Source organism: Mesorhizobium zhangyense (genome assembly GCF_011045115.1).
Taxonomy (GTDB): Bacteria; Pseudomonadota; Alphaproteobacteria; order Rhizobiales; family Rhizobiaceae; genus Mesorhizobium_M; species Mesorhizobium_M zhangyense.
Window position 1 is genome coordinate 542,236 of sequence record NZ_JAAKZG010000004.1, and the last position, 14,892, is coordinate 557,127.

Genomic DNA, 14,892 nt, shown 5'->3' on the forward strand with positions numbered 1-14,892 from the left:
CTTTACGGCATCAGCAAGCGAGGAAGGAAAAGGCTGACCTCAGGGACCAGCGTCACAAGCGCGAGCACGATCAGGGTGACCCCGATCATCGGAAGCGCCTCCCAGGCCACGGCTTCCACCTTTCGTTTGGTGACGCTTGCGACCACGTAGAGACACAGCCCGACCGGCGGATGAACGAAGCCGATCACCACATTGGTGACAACCATGACGCCGAGTTGAACCGGGTCCATGCCGATTGCATTTCCGATCGCCATGAGCGCCGGCACGGTCAGGATGAGGATGCCTGTCGCTTCAAGGAACATGCCGAGAACCAGCAGGATGATGTTGACCAGCAACAACAGAACATACTTGTTGTCGGTCAAGGTGGTCAGAAGTTCCACCGTATGCTTGGGAAGCTGCTCCATCGCGAAGATCAGTGCGGCGATATTGGCCATGCCGATCAACAGATAGATCACCGTGCTCATGATCGCCGTTGCCAGAAGCGCTCGTCGCATATGGCTCCAGCTCAAGACGCGATAGTAGAAGGCCGCGACCAGCATGGCATAGACAACAGCTATCCCTGAAGCTTCTGTCGCCGTGAAGATGCCGCCTCGGATGCCGAAGATGATGATCACCGGCAGCAGCAGGACCGGAAGACTGGCCCAGGCCGAGCGCGCGAATTCCCTAAGCCCGACGGGGGCAAGCTTGGGATAGCCGCGCCTGTGAGCGACATAGACGGCATAGGCAGACAAGCCGATCGCAATCAGGAACCCAGGGACAATGCCGGCAATGAACAGTTGTGAGATCGAGGTGCTGCTCAGCGAGCCGTAGATGATCATGGTAATGCTGGGCGGCACCAGAGCATCCATAACGGAGGACGTCGCGATCAGTGCCGCCGAATAGTCGGGATCGTATCCCTCCTTCTCCATGTCGGGGACCATGATGCTGCTGAGTGCTGCGGCCTGTGCTGCTGCCGAACCGCTGACGCCGCCAAACAGGAAACTCCCCCAGACCGCGGTCAGGGAAAGCCCGCCACGGAATCGCCCGACAATGGAATTGGCGAACACAATCAAACGGTTGGTGAGTCCGCCGACCTCCATCAGGTTGCCGGCAAGCACGAACATTGGAATAGCCAGGAGGACGAACTGGTCCATACCGGCAAACATTCGCTGCGGAAGAGTGATGAGAAACTGCGTCTGTCCCGTGAACAGGAAATAGCTGAGAGCACTGATGACCAGCACGAAAACGATCGGCATGCCCAACAGCAGGGTAGTCACAAAAACCGAGCCAAGCCAGATCACTGAACCAACTCCACAGGCGTTTCGAGATAAGGCTGGATCGGCGCCAGCCATTTATGGAGTGCGACATGAAAGATCAGAAGCACGCACCCCACCGGAATGGAGACATGAACCCAAAACAGGGAAATGTTCAGGGCGATCATCGACTGGTGGCGTGTTCGCCATGCGAATTCGAAGCCATAACGGGCAAGCGCTATGAGCGTCAGGACGATAAGGACCGCCATGATGATGTCGATGATGCGAACCAGTCCGGCCGGAAACAGTTCCAGAAGGAGGCGCATCGCCGGCAGTTCACCTTGCGTGTAAGCCAGGCCCGCCATAAGGAACGCCGTCCAGATCATCAGCGACTTGGTGACCTCGTCCGCCCAATAGAGCGAGAAGCCGAGAATGTAGCGGCAGCCCACCTGCGCTACGATGATGCTGACCAGAGCAGCCATGGTGAGAATGCCGAGGGTCTCGACGACCTTCACATATCCGAGATAGGCTCTGGCAGCCCGATTTGGTTCCGCAGATTTATTCATAATTCCTCCGCTCAGACTCCCAAGAACGTCAATGGCGGCGTACAGAGAATCGACAGCCGGGATCGCGATATCGCTGATCCCCCTCCCGGTGTTCCTGTAGCTCCACCCAAAACAGCTATAGGCTGCGAGCCAGCCTTACTAAAAAAATGTTCTCTATGAAAGAACGTTGTTCTCAATTCTCGCAATTATGTTACATATGTCAAGCGGATTGCGTTCAATCGGCCACGTTGGCGCAGACCGTCAATGTCCTGGCATGTCGCAGAGGCGCGTTCGCGAGCGATATAGGTGTCGACACGATCGGCATCGGACGACTATGAGAATTAGACGGGGTTCAGAGCGATATGGAAAAAAACGATAAAAAACTTTCGGTCACGGAGGGGGTCAAAGCAGCTGATACGACGCTCCATATTCTGGAGAAGGTTGCGTTCGCCCAGGAGCCATTAGGCGTGACCCAGATCGCCTCAGATATCGGAATAGCCAAGAGCGCCGTTTTCAAGCACCTCCATACGCTCTCCGAGCGTGGCTATCTCACTCAGGATCCGATTTCCACGCGCTACAAGCTTGGCCCGAAAGCATGGCTCATTTCCAAGCTTGCCCCCTCAACAGACGATATCACAGCCCTCACCGAGCCTCTTATGCGCGAGGCACGCACGAATACAGGGCTGGCAGTGGTTCTCAGCACCCCCACGCCGAAAAGCGCTTTCGTGCTGGCGACATTTCCTGGCAATAAATCCATAGAGATCGGGGTTCGTCCTGGCAGCGAACTCGAATTGCACGCCTCGGCCCAGGGCAAGATTTTCCTGGCCTATGGGCCGAAGTCGATGACGGACAGCCTGGCGAAAAGAAAGTTGCAGGCTCTGACAAGCTGCACCATCACCTCTTTCGAGGAATTGCTCGATCAGATTGGCGAAGTCAGAAAGAGAGGTTACGCCTCAGCACCCGAGGAATCGCTGCTCGGCGTCAACGCGATCGCAGCACCTATCTATGATTACCGGGACAATCTCGTCGCCAGTGTCGGCCTTGTCGGCTCGATTCAGCATTTGCCGAAAGAGGACAATCCCCAAACGGTGAAGACTATCCTCGACCTTGCAGCCTCGATCTCAAAAGTCCTAGGCAATGGCATGATGTCGTGAGCGACGCGATGCACCAGCCTGTATAGATCAGGCTTTCGCTTCCAGCGGGAATGCGCCTGATAAAGCAGAGACTCCAGGAAAATCACTGGCCGTGCGAAGCCCCGCCAATTTCCCAGAATTTGCTCGAAACCGTCCATGACGGGGGATTTCCTGGCGAGGCGGCGCTTGCCACCAGTCTTCGCGACACGCTCGCGTAATCTTCTGAAACTCCCCGAGATACTCCTGTCGGTTTTGCGCAAGCCAATGGGATATGCTGTTGTTGATCACGGCGATTTTGAGAAAACTGAGCCGCGTCCTGTCCCGCGCGCGACGGTCTGCTCATACCCAAGAGACCTGGATGACGGTTCTCAGTCACGGCCTAGAAGCTTGCCGCTGGCAAGCCAGAAGGGCGGCAGGCAGAGTGGAATGGCCGACAGCAGCAGGATATCCTCCTTCACCGTGATACCGATCCGCTCGGCGACAAACCGGCGGCGCGCCTCAAACCGCTGCGACAGCGCCGGATGACGCTCCGCGATCTCAGCACGCAGGCCAGCATCGGCGAAGGTCACCGCGTCCTCGCAATTGAGCGTCCATCCATCAGGCATCGGCACGGGTATGATGTCGACCTGGAACGGCATGCCGGAAACGATGCGCTCGGTCGAGCCAGGACGGATCGGCGAGTTCATCCACTCGTCGAGGCCGACGAGATGGCCGGGATTGAGGGCTGGGCGCAGCTTGCCGCGCGCCAGGGTCGAAACCACTGCCTCGTGGATCGCACCACCCTCGGTGCCAATGCCAGCCGTCTCGTACCAGGCAATCAGCCCACGGAAATAGGCCTTGGCCACGTCAAGAAAAGTGTCGTCATGCTCGGCGATCAGGCCGCCACGGGCCGTCAATCCGCCCCAGTAGCCGACCGCAGTGGTAACGCCATCGCCACGCTTCGGCACACGAGCCGTAGGGCTGCGCAGGCCGATCACCTGGCCAGACGCGTCATTGGTCGCCAGCATCGGATGGCAGTTCATCGGCTCACCAGCATAACCCATGCGCGAGGCCGCCATCAGTTCGGTGTCGCCGAGCGTGAAGCCGCTGAGGATACGCCACACGGCCATTGAAGACCGGGCCGCACCCCATTCGGCCTCGGCGATCTGATCGGCATCGACGACGGCGCGCAACCCGTCTGTCTGGTGCATGAGTACCGGCGTCGCATCGACGATGGACGACGCGGACACGATCGAAGCGATCGCATCGACGATAAGGGCCGGCACAAGGAAGGCCGGACGCCCCGCGGGCCACTCTTCCTTCTCAAGATACTTCCAGCCCACCAGGCCGACACTGTCACCTGAAGCGATTCCGGCTTCGCGCAGCACGGCCACGAGGTCCGGCTTCTGTGTGCGGTCCTGCGCCATCAGGCTGAGCGACTGCGCCAGCAGGGTGACGATGCCCGGCAGTCCGGCGATGGGCGTGTAGCCGAGATTCTCGTTGCCGGTGACGATGATGCGCTGGCCCCACCTGCCGAGTAGCAGGACCGCCTCCTCGAAACGCGGTTCGAAGCCGGTCAGGAAGGCAATGTTGGCGGCATGCTCGCGGTCGGCGTAGACAGCGAGCCAGTCCGTTCCGGCGCGTGTCAGCGCCTTGGCGCAGCGTGCCTCATAGGTCGCGGCCGGAATGGCGGGGCGCTCGACGGGAAGTCCGAAGTCGGGAATGTCGATGGTGCGAAGGCTGATGTTCATCATGTCTCTCAATCTGTCAGTGAGTGCGTATTTCGGCCGAAGCCGACAGTCGACTGGATGCGCCGGCGATGTATGCCGTCCTATTCCTCAGCAAGAAAGCCGATGCTCGACGGCAGCACGCTGCAGGTGACCTTGCCACCAGCAGTGATGTCGCGGGCCGCCGCCGAGGATGCCAGGACCAGCAGTTCCTGGTTGTCCGGGGTGGATACGGTCACGCGCTCGGAAGAGCCGACGAAGGAAACGTCGGCCACGGTGACGGGAAAGGCGATGGCGCCGGGCTGCGGCTCGCCGATAGCGATGTCTTCCGGCCGCATCCAGATCGTGAGCGCCGATAGCCCATGCCGCGATGCATCATAGCCGCCGGGCATCGGCGCCTTTGCCCCGAACAGCTCGATCCCGCCGTCGGTGACACGCGCCGAAACGATGTTGTTGCCGCCGAGGAAGCCCGCGACGAAACGCGAAGCGGGTGCGCGGTAGATGTCGCGCGGGGTACCGACCTGGACGATTCCGCCATTGTGGAAGACCGCTATGCGATCCGACATGGCGTAGGCTTCCTCCTGGTCATGGGTAACATAGACGAAGGTCACGCCGGTTTCCTGATGCAATCGCTTGAGCTCGCGCTGCATGGTGTCGCGCAGCGTGCGGTCGAGCGCCGACAGCGGTTCGTCGAGCAGCAGTATCTTCGGCCCGAAGGCGAGCGCGCGGCCGATCGCCACGCGCTGTTGCTGGCCGCCCGACAGTTCACGCGGCCTGCGCGCCGCCAGTTTGTCTAATCCGACGAGTTTCATGACCTCCTCGACCCTGGCGGCGATCCTGGCCTTGTTCCATTTGCGAACCCGCAAGGGGAAGGCGATGTTGTCCGCCACGTTAAGGTGGGGAAACAGCGCATAGCCCTGAAAGACAAGTCCGAAATTCCGGTCCTCCGGATCCACGCGCGTGATGTCGGCGCCATCCAGCAGGATGGCGCCTTCGTCAGGCTTGGTGAAGCCGGCGACCGACATCAGAAGCGTCGTCTTGCCCGACCCCGAGGGGCCGAGCAAGGTGACGAACTCCCCCGCCTCGATCGACAGGTCGATGCCGTCTAGCGCGACGGCGGAACCGTAGGTCTTGCGGAGGTTTCGGACGTCTAGAAAGGACATTCAGATCGGATCCCGGGCAAGCGGACCTGTCGAGCAGTGGATGCCGCCACCGTTCAGTTCGATGCATTCATAGTCCAGCGTCAAGATCTCGATGCCGGCGGCGTCGAGACGGTCGGCCAGGCGCGGCGTGCGGGTGGCGTGCATGACGACCCGGCCGGGCCCAATGGCCAGGCAGTTGAGCGAGAAGGCGTTGTCTTCCGGCGGCAGCTCGATCAGCTTCATGCCGCGCTTGTTCAGATAGTCGATGAAGACATAAGGCAGTTCGTTGATGTTGATAATCGCGGTCTCGCGGTCGATCATCATGAAGCTGCCGTCGATGTGGATACGGTATCCGGGCATCGGCACCTTGATCAGCTCGACGCCGAGGCTGTTGAGGATCATCTCGACCTGGCGGACGCCTTCGGGATTGCAGGCGACGGACACCGAGCAGACGGCCGTCTTGTCGTCGATCAGCGCGAAGCCGCCGCCCTCGAACACTGCCTCGCCATGCAGTGTGCCGAGGATCGGGCAGCCGGCCTTGGCCAGCGCCTGGGTGACCATCAGCTCCTCGCCGCGGCGCGCGCGGCGGGCAAGGCGTGTGACGATCGCGCCGCCCTTCACGCCGATGACGCTGTCGCGGCAGAAGGTCGACTTGAGGGCGCCGGGCGCCGCCTTCTCGGTCAGGATGACGTCGACGCCTTCGGACCGCAGCAGCTTGGTGAAGGCATCGTGGGCGGCCTGCATGGCGGCAAGATCCGGCGGGGTCTTGCCCATGAAGTACCAGCCCTTCTCCGGATCGCCGAAACCGCCGATCTCGGGCATCGGCTTGTTCTTGTCGACGACATTGATTTCCTCGCCGGGCCTATGCATCAGCACGGCGCGCAGCTTGCCGACATCACTGGTGCAACCCCAAGGTCGGCCCCAGACGCGGGTCTGTTCTTCGGGGTCGTGGAAAGCCGGCGTTGGGACGGAGCCAAAAGTCTGGAAGAACTTGGCCTCGCGGTATTCGTGCTCGCTCATTGCGGCGCTGTGGGCAGTCATGTCTTCGATTTCCTTTCTGAACCAAGCGAAGCTATTGAAAGTCGTGTCGTGACCGACGCTGGGCGATACGGTCCCAGACGGTCATGCGCAGGATGAGGCCGACGATGGTCACCGCCAGCATGACGGTCGCGATCGCGGCCAGCGCGGGGTCGACGGCATCTGCGATGCTCGTCCAGATCTTGCGTGGCAGGGTGACGATGCCTCGGCTGGTGATGAACAGCGTCACGGTGATCTCGTCCCAGGAGACGATGAAGGCGAGGATCGCTCCGGCGACCGTGCCCGGAACGATGTTGGGCAGGATGACGCGGCCGAAGATGGTCGCCGGACGGGCGCCGAGCGAGCGGGCCGCCTGCACCAGTCTCGGATCGAGGTTCGACAGCGAAGCGCCGATCGCCAGCACCGCCAGTGGCATGGCCAGGATGACGTGGACGATGGTGACGCCAAGCCATGTGTCGAGAAGCCCCAGCTTCGACCAAAGCCGCACCATGCCGACCGCATAGATGATCGGCGGCACGATCAGCGGCGAAAGCAGGATGACGCGCAGGATCGAGGGCCAGCGTCCGACATAGACCCAGGCGCCGATGGCGAAGGCCGCCGAGACGGCCGTCGCAATGACGGCCGAGGCCATGGCGATGCCGAGGCTGGTGAGTATGCTCGGCATCCAGCCGGCGCGCCAGTTCGCCAGGGCGGCGAAATGGTCGAACGAAATGCCGTTGTTGGGCAAGGACAGATAGTCCCGGTCGGTCAGCGCCACGGGAATGACCACGAGCACGGGAACGAACAGGAAGGCGAGCAGCAGCCAGGCGACAAGCTTGGGCAGCCCGCGTTCGAGCAGGCGTCGGCTGCGCGGCGTCATTTGCGGCCCCCTTCAAAGGCGGCGCGCAGAGCCGGGCTGCGCATGGCGAGCGCGATCAGGATGCCGACGACGAGCAGCAGCATGGTCGACAGCGCCGTCGCCACGCCCCAGCGCAGCGTCGAGGATATCTGCACGGAGATGTATTCTGCGACCATCAGCACCCGACCGGCACCAAGGATCGCCGGCGTAACCAGGAAGCCGAGTGAGAAGATGACGATGAACAGGCCGGCGATCGCCAGGCCGGGCATGGAGAGCGGCAGCCAGACGCGGAAGAAGATGGAGACCGGGCGGGCGCCAAGCGATCTGGCTGCCTGAATGATCCTGAGGTCGATCTCCGACAGATTGGCGTAGAGCAGCATGATGGCGAAGGGCATCATGTAATGCACCATGCCGACGATGACACCGAACTGGTTGTACACCAGTTCGAGCGGCTGGCTGACGGCCCCACTGCCGACGAGGGCCGAGTTGAGCACGCCATTGCGGCGTAGGATGGTGATCCAGGCAAAGGCTCGCACCAGCACCGATATCCAGAACGGCACCATGACCATGAACAGCGCGACGCGACGCGTGGCCGGCGGCATATGAACCAGCGCAAAGGCCACCGCGTAGCTCATGACGATAGTGAGCACGGTCGTCACAGCCGAGACGAACACGGTCGTGCGCACGACGCGGCCGATCGCGGCGTTCTGGAACAGGGCCACATAATTGCCGAGGCCAACGGTCGGCTCGGTGAAACTGAGCGCCAGCACCTGAAGGATGGGTAGCACGTAGAGACACAGGGTCAAAAGCGCTGCCGGCACCGTCAAGCAGAAGGCCCAACGCTGGAATGAGGTCATGATCTTTCGAACCACCACCGGCCGTTGGCCGGTGGTGGTCTCCGATGGTTAGCGTGAGATGAAGTCGAGGAACTTGTTCTGCAGCTCGGCCTCGTTATCGGCATAGTATTGCGCCGAGATCGGCAGGCCGGACTTGGCGTTCTCAGGAGCCAGCGAATAGACCGCCTTGTCCTCGTCGGTCATCAGTGCCAGCGCCTTCGGGTTCGAGGGGCCGTTGCCCATGAGGCGCAACAGCGTCACCTGGCTCTCCGGGTCCAACGACGAATTGATGAAGTCGAAGACCTTCTTGCCGGCGGGGTTGCCCTTCGGCACAGACCAGGCGCTGGCGAACATCAGGTTCTGGTTCCAGGTCCAGGTGTAGTCGGGGTTCTCCTTGCGCAGCAGGTTGGCGCGCGTGTGCCAGATATTGCCCATGACCACCTCTCCGTCGCGGAAGAGCTGCTGGCTCTGCGCGCCGGACTCCCAGAAGATCAGCTGCGGCAGCAGTGGCTCGAGCTTCTTGAAGGCCCGGTCGACGTCGAGCGGATACATCTCCTCCGGCTTAACGCCATCGGCAAGCAATACGGCTTCGAGCTGACCCTGAATCCACTTGCACATGGTGCGCTTGCCGGGAAACTTCTCGAGATCGAAGAAGTCGTTCCAGCTCGAAGGAGCAGTGGCGCCGACCTTCTTGGCGTCATATGCCAGCACGTTGGAGTAGGTGTAGTTGCAAATGCCGAACTCGGCAGCGAGGCCCTCGCCGACAAGAGACTTGTCGACGATGGAATAGTCGATAGGCTCGACATAGCCGCCCTTGCCGAGCACGACGGCGTCCACCATGCCGCCATCCGTGGCATCCCAGGTGACGTTCTTGGAATCAACCATGGCGCGGATCGCGCCTGTGGCCGGGCCGGCGCCGTCGATGATGACCTCCATGCCGGACTTGGCCTTGAAAGGCTCGCCATAGGCCTTCTGAAAGGCTTCGAGGGCAGCGCCGCCCCAGTTGCAGACGACGATTTCCGACGCCTCGGCGGAAGCCGGTCCCGGCTTGAACGCGACTGCGATGCCAAGTCCGGCCATGGCGGTCATGAAGCCTCGGCGATCGATGTTCCCATTTCTAAATTTATCAAGCGCAATCAACGCTGCGTCTTGACCAAAGCGATTGATGGACATGTGTGTTCCCCTTTCACGTCCGCGGTCTAATTTTCTTTCTCTCCCTCCCTGGCCTGCACCGGGAACCCATCAGAGCTTCCGGAGCCGGTAGCGCGATCTAACGTCCAGATGGACGGCGGTGTGGCGGCGCCACCGAACTGCGTATGACGAGTTCGACGCCAACCCGTTCAGTCACCGTTTCGGATTTCCGGCCGGCGATGAAATCGAGCAGCATGTTGACGCCGCGCGTACCGAACTCAGCTGCCGACTGACGCACCGTGGTCAGCGCCGGCGCGAGCAGGTCCGCATTGCGGATATCGTCGAAGCTGACGAGCGAAATGTCGTCGGGAATGCGGATACCGGCGTGCCGCGCGGCCCGCATCGCACCGGTGGCCAGCATGTCACCGAAGGTGAAGATCGCGGTGGGCGGATCGTCCTGTTCCATAAGATCGAGAAACGCAATCGAGGCAGGCGCCTCCTCATATGCGCAGAACCTTAGCAGCGCGGGATCGGCATCGAGACCGGCCTCCGCGAGCGCCCGCGTAAAGCCATCGAGACGTTCTGTGGTGCTGAGAAGCCCTCGCGGCCCTCCGATAGCGGCGATACGGGTATGGCCACGCGATATCAGATGACGTGTCGCCAGGAGCCCGCCATGGATGTTGTCGGCGAACAGGCGCGGCGCCTTCGCGCCCGGCACGTCCTCGTCGAGAAGCACGACGCTTCCCGTTTCGTTGATCCGCCGCAAAAGCCGGCCGTCATCATGATGGTTGGTGAGAAGCAATATGCCATCGACCTGCCGGTCTTCGATGCGCGACAGGAAGGAGACTTCCTTCTCCACCAGGTTCCGGCTGTTGAACATCAGGAGGTTGTAGCCATGCCTTGCGGCCTCGGCCTCCGATGCGCTGGCGATCTCTGCAAACAGCGGATAGGCGATATCGGCAGTGATGAGACCGAGCGTCTCGCTCTTGCCGCTGCTCAGTCTGCGGGCGATCGCATTGGGCCGGTAGCCTAGCCGCTCCGCTGCCCGCTGGATGCGGCTCGCCGTCGCCTCCGGCAGGCTGATCTGCCCGTTGAGATGGCGGGAAACGGACGTGACGGACACGCCGGCAGCCCGGGCGACGTCGCGAATGGTGGTTTTCAATCTTCCCGACAAGCGGCCCCACTCCCGCGAGACATGTGCAGACAACCGTTTAAGTAAACCGGTTTCACAAATGACCGAAAAAAAATCTCGCACGCCATCCGCAACCGGGGAAGAGCGAATGACGGCGGTGCTCACGAGGGATCTCCGGCTCGGAAGAATTCCTGGTGCTCGAGCTTCAAGCTCACCTGATCCAAATCGGCATTGCGGATGTGCGCCGCCATGAGCCGTGCGGCCTCGCCCATATTGCCGGCCCGAACCTCGTCGAAAATGACACGGTGCTCGGCGATGATCGAGCGGATATGATCCGGCTTCATGCCGATCAGGAACTGGATGCGCATCATGTCGGCCGAAACGTGCTGGCACGCCGTCCACGCCCGCGGATGTGCGAAAGCCCCAAGCAGACCTGCATGGAAGGCCATGTCGGCACGGTGCAGGGCGCCCATGTCATCGCCGTGAACAAGACGTTCTTGCGCCCGAAGCGATAGCTCGATCTCGTCCAGCATGGCCGGATCGGGCCGGATGCCGCTGCTGGCTACGACTGCACTTTCAAGCGTGGAGCGAATGAACACCGCCTCACGGACACGAGCCATGTCGATCAGCGAGACGCGGGTGCCAGTTTGGGGTGAAATCTCGATCAGACCCTCATCGAAGAGCCGCGTGAAAGCCTCACGCACAGGGGTGCGGCTGATGCCGAGCGACTGGGCGACGTCTGTTTCCGAAATATTGGCACCGGGTGCGATGCGTGCGGTGATGATCGCCTCACGCAATTCGACATAAGCCTTCGCCGAGATCGTGTTTCGACGCTCGTTCTGATCCGCCAGGAGTGAGGTGCTTAGGTTCAGCATGGCTGTATGCTGGCATTCAGGATTGTTTCGAGTCAAGCGCATTTCTTGTGCAGATGCAAAATTGGCTCAATTTTCGATCAGCCTCCCCGACCGAACCAAACCTGGAAGCGCGTGACCTTGTTCGAGCGCCGCAGCGACGGCTGCAATGGAGGCCGCAGCGCCCTGCGGCGTCGGCAGGCCGGCACGATGAGGCGTCAGCCGGATCCATTCGTGCCGCCAGAACCAGTGCTCGGGTGGCAGGGGCTCGACAGGAAAGACGTCCAACCACGCAGCGCCGAGTTGACCCCGATCGAGCGCAGCACGCAGCGCCTCCTCATCGAGGTGATCGCCGCGGCCGAGATTGACGACATAGGCGCCGGGCGCGAGGCGGGAAAACAGCCGGTCCGACAATATGCCTTTCGTTTCCGGCCTGGAGGGCAGGAGATTGACCACCACGTCGGCGCCGTCGACACAGGCGCTGAGCCCATCATCGCCATGCAGACAAGCGACGCCGTCGATGCTGCGGGGAGTTCGCGACCAGGCAGACACCGGGAAACCGGCTGCCGAAAGCCCTTGCGCGACATGCAGACCGAGCGGACCCAGCCCAAGGACGGCCACGCGCAGTGATCCGCGTGTCCGGTTCTGTTGATCTGGCAAGCGCCAGAAGCGGGCCTGCTGGTCCGCCCTGACAACGACGTCATCTTGCAGGAGCGCGAAGACCGCGTGCGTCGCATAGTCCAGCAGTTGCTCGGCCTGGCCTTGATCCTGCAGGCGTGCGATCGGAACATCGCCCGGGATGCGGGGATCATCGAGAAGTTGGTCCGTCCCCGCGCCGAAACAGAAGACGGCACGCAGCGATGGCGGCAACGCCGTCATATCCTTCGGCAAATGCCAGGCAACCAGCAAATCATAGTCGGCGCCCTCCGGCAGATCAGGCCATCGGACGAAGTCCGCCGACGGAAGCGCGGCGCGCAGCGCGCGCTCGAAGGGGTCGCTGTAGGCAAGCGGATCGGCGATGACGATCCGCATCGATCAATGTCCCTCGATGGGCATTCCCGCAAGCCGGCGCAGCGCCAGCCATTCCAGTTCCGCCGCGCCATCCGGATCCGCCTCATACTGCCTGGCGGTGCGCTCGCACACCTCCTTACTCGGCAGGTGGATGGGACGCCCGCTACCGAGCGCCGAAAGCTGGATGCGGCATGCCTGCTCGAGGTTGTACATCAGGGAAAAAGCCTCTCCGATGGATCGCCCCACAGTCAACAGCCCATGGTTTCTCAGGATCATGGCGCGATTGGTGCCGAGATCGGCAACGAGGCGTTCCTGCTCGCCGGGATCGAGCGCGATGCCCTCGAACTCATGATAGCCGACCTGCCCATAAAACAGCAGTGATGTCTGGTTGAGCGGCAGAAGCCCCTCCTCAAGGCAACTGACCGCGACACCGGCGGCGGTATGAGTATGCATCACGCAGACCGCGTCCGGGCGCGCGGCATGGACCGCCGTGTGAATGACGATGCCCGCCGTGTTGATCGGCGCCTGCTGGCCGCGCATCTGCTGGCCATGGTGATCGATCACCGCCAACGATTCCGGCGTCACCTCTCGAAAAAGATCGCCGTAGCGGTTGATCAGCAGGAGTTCCGGCTCTTCGGGCAGACGCGCAGATATGTGCGTATGGATGATGTCATCCATCCCAAACCGGGCGATCAGCCGATACGCCGCCGCCAGATCTTCGCGCATAGCCATTTCAGCAGTCGAAATCATACCGGATCGTCCTTCCTCTCTGATCATTTCCGGATACTTGAATTCCTGTATACAGTCAACAAGTCGGATGGGACTTGCAGCCCACAACGGCGACCAACTCTCTATGGTTTCCACATAAAGTAGGCTGGATCAGAGCGGCCGATGTCCATGCGAGGTCGCGGCGATCAGGTATGCGGAATCGAAGGATACCAGCGCCTGGGTGGAAAAAGCTTCCTGCGGAAATTGACGGCCAGTTGGGTTGACGATGGCCGTCTGCGAAATGACTAAACGGCGCTTAAGATCAGAGCCGCGATTATCTTCCCCGAGCCACGCAGGTAAAGAACATCTGGGTTCGTTACGGCGAATGAACGGCCTTTCAGCCGATTTAAACAGTTCTCAAAACTGGGTTGCTTGTATCCAAATGATAAGGCTGTTCGTCCGGCCTGACAGCATGCTCACTCCTGTAATCGCGCTCTTTTGCGCGTAAAGAAAGGGAACAGCACAATGATGAAAAAATCTACGCGCCGCGTAGCCACTTCACATTTGAACGGTCTTATTTCAGGTCTCATTGTCACTTGCGCCGCCGCGACATCGGCCCTTGCGCAAGAAAGTGCTTGCAAGCCATCCAAGATCGATCTCGGCGACGGCAAATTCATCGAATCGAACTGCGAGTCGCTGAAAATCGCGTTTCTGACAGCAGCCACGAACAACACACATCTGCAGGCCGGCATTAAGGGCGCGCAGGACGCTGCCAAGGAAATTGGCGCGACACTCGACGTGTTCGATCCGAACTGGAGCCCGACGGTTCAGTACAACCAGGCCCAGAATGTCATTTCCAGCGGCAAGTACAATGCGATTGTAGCCGAGATGAACGACGGCAACCAAGCCTGTAAGATTCTAACTGAAGATGCTCCGAAGGCCGGCGTTCTGGTGGCAGTTGCCAATCTACCGCTCTGCAACCGCGCCAGCAACGAGGGTGATGAGCTCTGGTCGCCCGGCACGCTGAATTTCGTCGGAGGCTCGCAGGGCCGCGAGGCATTCCGCAGTTGGATCATGTCGATTGCCGAAGCCAACCCCGGTCCCCAGAAGGTTGCCGTCCTGACCGGACCGGACCTCAACGCCAACACGATCAACACCGAACTTGCACTTAAGGACGTCCAAGAGAAATATCCGGATTTCAAGGTCAGTGCCGTGGTCAAGACCGACTATTCGGTTCTGCAAGGCAATCAGAAGACCTTGCCCCTCTTCCAGGCCAATCCCGACCTGACAATCTTCATCTCCAATTATTCCGACATGACGCGCGGTGCCGTCCAGGCGGCCCGCCAAGTCGGCCTTAACCACAAGATGAAAATCTATGACAATGGCGGCAACATATGGTCGTTCCAGGCCGTACGCGAGGGCCTGATCGATAGCACCAGGACTCTTCTGCCCTATACCGAGATGTATGAAGCGGTCAAAGCGCTTGGCCAAGCCTGGAAGGGCGAGAAAACCCCACGCTTCGTGCCGCTTGCAGCCTACAACATCGATAAGGAAACGGTCGCCAAGTACGAACCGCAATACTGACGCGC

Annotated in this window: 14 protein-coding genes; 2 read left to right on the forward strand and 12 right to left on the reverse strand. The window is 61.0% G+C overall.

The window, feature by feature from the left end; translation table 11 throughout:
• Nucleotides 1-2 precede the first annotated feature (2 nt).
• Together G6N74_RS12355 and G6N74_RS12360 are read right to left on the reverse strand one after the other, a co-directional pair.
• The gene (locus G6N74_RS12355; protein ID WP_165117680.1) at nt 3-1,280 is read right to left on the reverse strand and encodes a TRAP transporter large permease; all 1,278 of its coding nucleotides are present in this window, start codon (nt 1,278-1,280) and stop codon (nt 3-5) included.
• On the reverse strand, nt 1,277-1,798 hold the full coding sequence (locus tag G6N74_RS12360; protein WP_165117682.1) for a TRAP transporter small permease: 522 nt from the start codon (nt 1,796-1,798) through the stop codon (nt 1,277-1,279). Before G6N74_RS12360 ends, G6N74_RS12355 begins: the two co-directional genes overlap by 4 nt.
• Nucleotides 1,799-2,139: 341 nt before the next feature.
• Between G6N74_RS12360 and G6N74_RS12365 the strand changes: the two genes are divergently transcribed.
• The gene (locus G6N74_RS12365) at nt 2,140-2,931 is read left to right on the forward strand and encodes an IclR family transcriptional regulator (RefSeq protein ID WP_165117684.1); all 792 of its coding nucleotides are present in this window, start codon (nt 2,140-2,142) and stop codon (nt 2,929-2,931) included.
• A gap of 347 nt (nt 2,932-3,278) precedes the next feature.
• Here G6N74_RS12365 and G6N74_RS12370 read toward each other — a convergent pair whose 3' ends face one another.
• The 10 genes from G6N74_RS12370 to G6N74_RS12415 all read right to left on the reverse strand — a co-directional run bounded on the left by G6N74_RS12370 (nt 3,279) and on the right by G6N74_RS12415 (nt 13,372).
• Nucleotides 3,279-4,640: a M24 family metallopeptidase gene (locus G6N74_RS12370; protein WP_165117686.1), complete on the reverse strand. Its 1,362-nt coding sequence runs from the start codon at nt 4,638-4,640 to the stop codon at nt 3,279-3,281.
• 80 nt (nt 4,641-4,720) lie between these two features.
• Nucleotides 4,721-5,779 carry an ABC transporter ATP-binding protein gene (locus G6N74_RS12375; RefSeq protein WP_165117688.1) on the reverse strand — a complete coding sequence of 353 codons (1,059 nt, stop codon included), beginning with the start codon at nt 5,777-5,779 and terminating at the stop codon, nt 4,721-4,723.
• Entirely contained in the window at nt 5,780-6,799 is a 1,020-nt protein-coding gene (locus tag G6N74_RS12380; RefSeq protein ID WP_165117690.1) for a dimethylarginine dimethylaminohydrolase family protein, read from the reverse strand.
• A 31-nt stretch (nt 6,800-6,830) separates the two neighbouring features.
• Entirely contained in the window at nt 6,831-7,655 is an 825-nt protein-coding gene (locus G6N74_RS12385; protein ID WP_165117692.1) for an ABC transporter permease, read from the reverse strand.
• Nucleotides 7,652-8,491 carry an ABC transporter permease gene (locus G6N74_RS12390; RefSeq protein WP_165117694.1) on the reverse strand — a complete coding sequence of 280 codons (840 nt, stop codon included), beginning with the start codon at nt 8,489-8,491 and terminating at the stop codon, nt 7,652-7,654. The genes G6N74_RS12385 and G6N74_RS12390 overlap by 4 nt, the downstream gene beginning before the upstream one ends.
• A gap of 48 nt (nt 8,492-8,539) precedes the next feature.
• Nucleotides 8,540-9,559 (reverse strand): ABC transporter substrate-binding protein, encoded by a 1,020-nt coding sequence (locus G6N74_RS12395; RefSeq protein ID WP_246245731.1) that lies wholly within the window; start codon nt 9,557-9,559, stop codon nt 8,540-8,542.
• A 181-nt stretch (nt 9,560-9,740) separates the two neighbouring features.
• On the reverse strand, nt 9,741-10,775 hold the full coding sequence (locus tag G6N74_RS12400; RefSeq protein ID WP_165117698.1) for a LacI family DNA-binding transcriptional regulator: 1,035 nt from the start codon (nt 10,773-10,775) through the stop codon (nt 9,741-9,743).
• Between the two features lie 119 nt (nt 10,776-10,894).
• Entirely contained in the window at nt 10,895-11,608 is a 714-nt protein-coding gene (locus tag G6N74_RS12405) for a GntR family transcriptional regulator (protein WP_165117700.1), read from the reverse strand.
• Nucleotides 11,609-11,674: 66 nt separating this feature from the next.
• A complete protein-coding gene (locus tag G6N74_RS12410; RefSeq protein ID WP_165117702.1) occupies nt 11,675-12,616 on the reverse strand; it encodes an NAD(P)-dependent oxidoreductase in 942 nt (313 codons plus the stop codon).
• 3 nt (nt 12,617-12,619) lie between these two features.
• On the reverse strand, nt 12,620-13,372 hold the full coding sequence (locus G6N74_RS12415; protein ID WP_205826670.1) for a class II aldolase/adducin family protein: 753 nt from the start codon (nt 13,370-13,372) through the stop codon (nt 12,620-12,622).
• A 456-nt stretch (nt 13,373-13,828) separates the two neighbouring features.
• Here G6N74_RS12415 and G6N74_RS12420 point away from each other — a divergent pair, with 456 nt between their 5' ends.
• Nucleotides 13,829-14,887 carry a sugar ABC transporter substrate-binding protein gene (locus G6N74_RS12420; RefSeq protein ID WP_165117704.1) on the forward strand — a complete coding sequence of 353 codons (1,059 nt, stop codon included), beginning with the start codon at nt 13,829-13,831 and terminating at the stop codon, nt 14,885-14,887.
• Nucleotides 14,888-14,892 lie beyond the last annotated feature (5 nt).

Excerpts from the sequence above, each read along its gene's own strand:
- G6N74_RS12360 (WP_165117682.1), bottom strand. The coding sequence starts at position 1,798 with ATGAATAAATCTGCGGAACCAAATCGGGCTGCCAGAGCCTATCTCGGA.
- G6N74_RS12365 (WP_165117684.1), top strand. The coding sequence starts at position 2,140 with ATGGAAAAAAACGATAAAAAACTTTCGGTCACGGAGGGGGTCAAAGCA.
- G6N74_RS12370 (WP_165117686.1), bottom strand. The coding sequence starts at position 4,640 with ATGAACATCAGCCTTCGCACCATCGACATTCCCGACTTCGGACTTCCC.
- G6N74_RS12375 (WP_165117688.1), bottom strand. The coding sequence starts at position 5,779 with ATGTCCTTTCTAGACGTCCGAAACCTCCGCAAGACCTACGGTTCCGCC.
- G6N74_RS12380 (WP_165117690.1), bottom strand. The coding sequence starts at position 6,799 with ATGACTGCCCACAGCGCCGCAATGAGCGAGCACGAATACCGCGAGGCC.
- G6N74_RS12385 (WP_165117692.1), bottom strand. The coding sequence starts at position 7,655 with ATGACGCCGCGCAGCCGACGCCTGCTCGAACGCGGGCTGCCCAAGCTT.
- G6N74_RS12390 (WP_165117694.1), bottom strand. The coding sequence starts at position 8,491 with ATGACCTCATTCCAGCGTTGGGCCTTCTGCTTGACGGTGCCGGCAGCG.
- G6N74_RS12395 (WP_246245731.1), bottom strand. The coding sequence starts at position 9,559 with ATGACCGCCATGGCCGGACTTGGCATCGCAGTCGCGTTCAAGCCGGGA.
- G6N74_RS12405 (WP_165117700.1), bottom strand. The coding sequence starts at position 11,608 with ATGCTGAACCTAAGCACCTCACTCCTGGCGGATCAGAACGAGCGTCGA.
- G6N74_RS12410 (WP_165117702.1), bottom strand. The coding sequence starts at position 12,616 with ATGCGGATCGTCATCGCCGATCCGCTTGCCTACAGCGACCCCTTCGAG.
- G6N74_RS12415 (WP_205826670.1), bottom strand. The coding sequence starts at position 13,372 with ATGATCAGAGAGGAAGGACGATCCGGTATGATTTCGACTGCTGAAATG.
- G6N74_RS12420 (WP_165117704.1), top strand. The coding sequence starts at position 13,829 with ATGATGAAAAAATCTACGCGCCGCGTAGCCACTTCACATTTGAACGGT.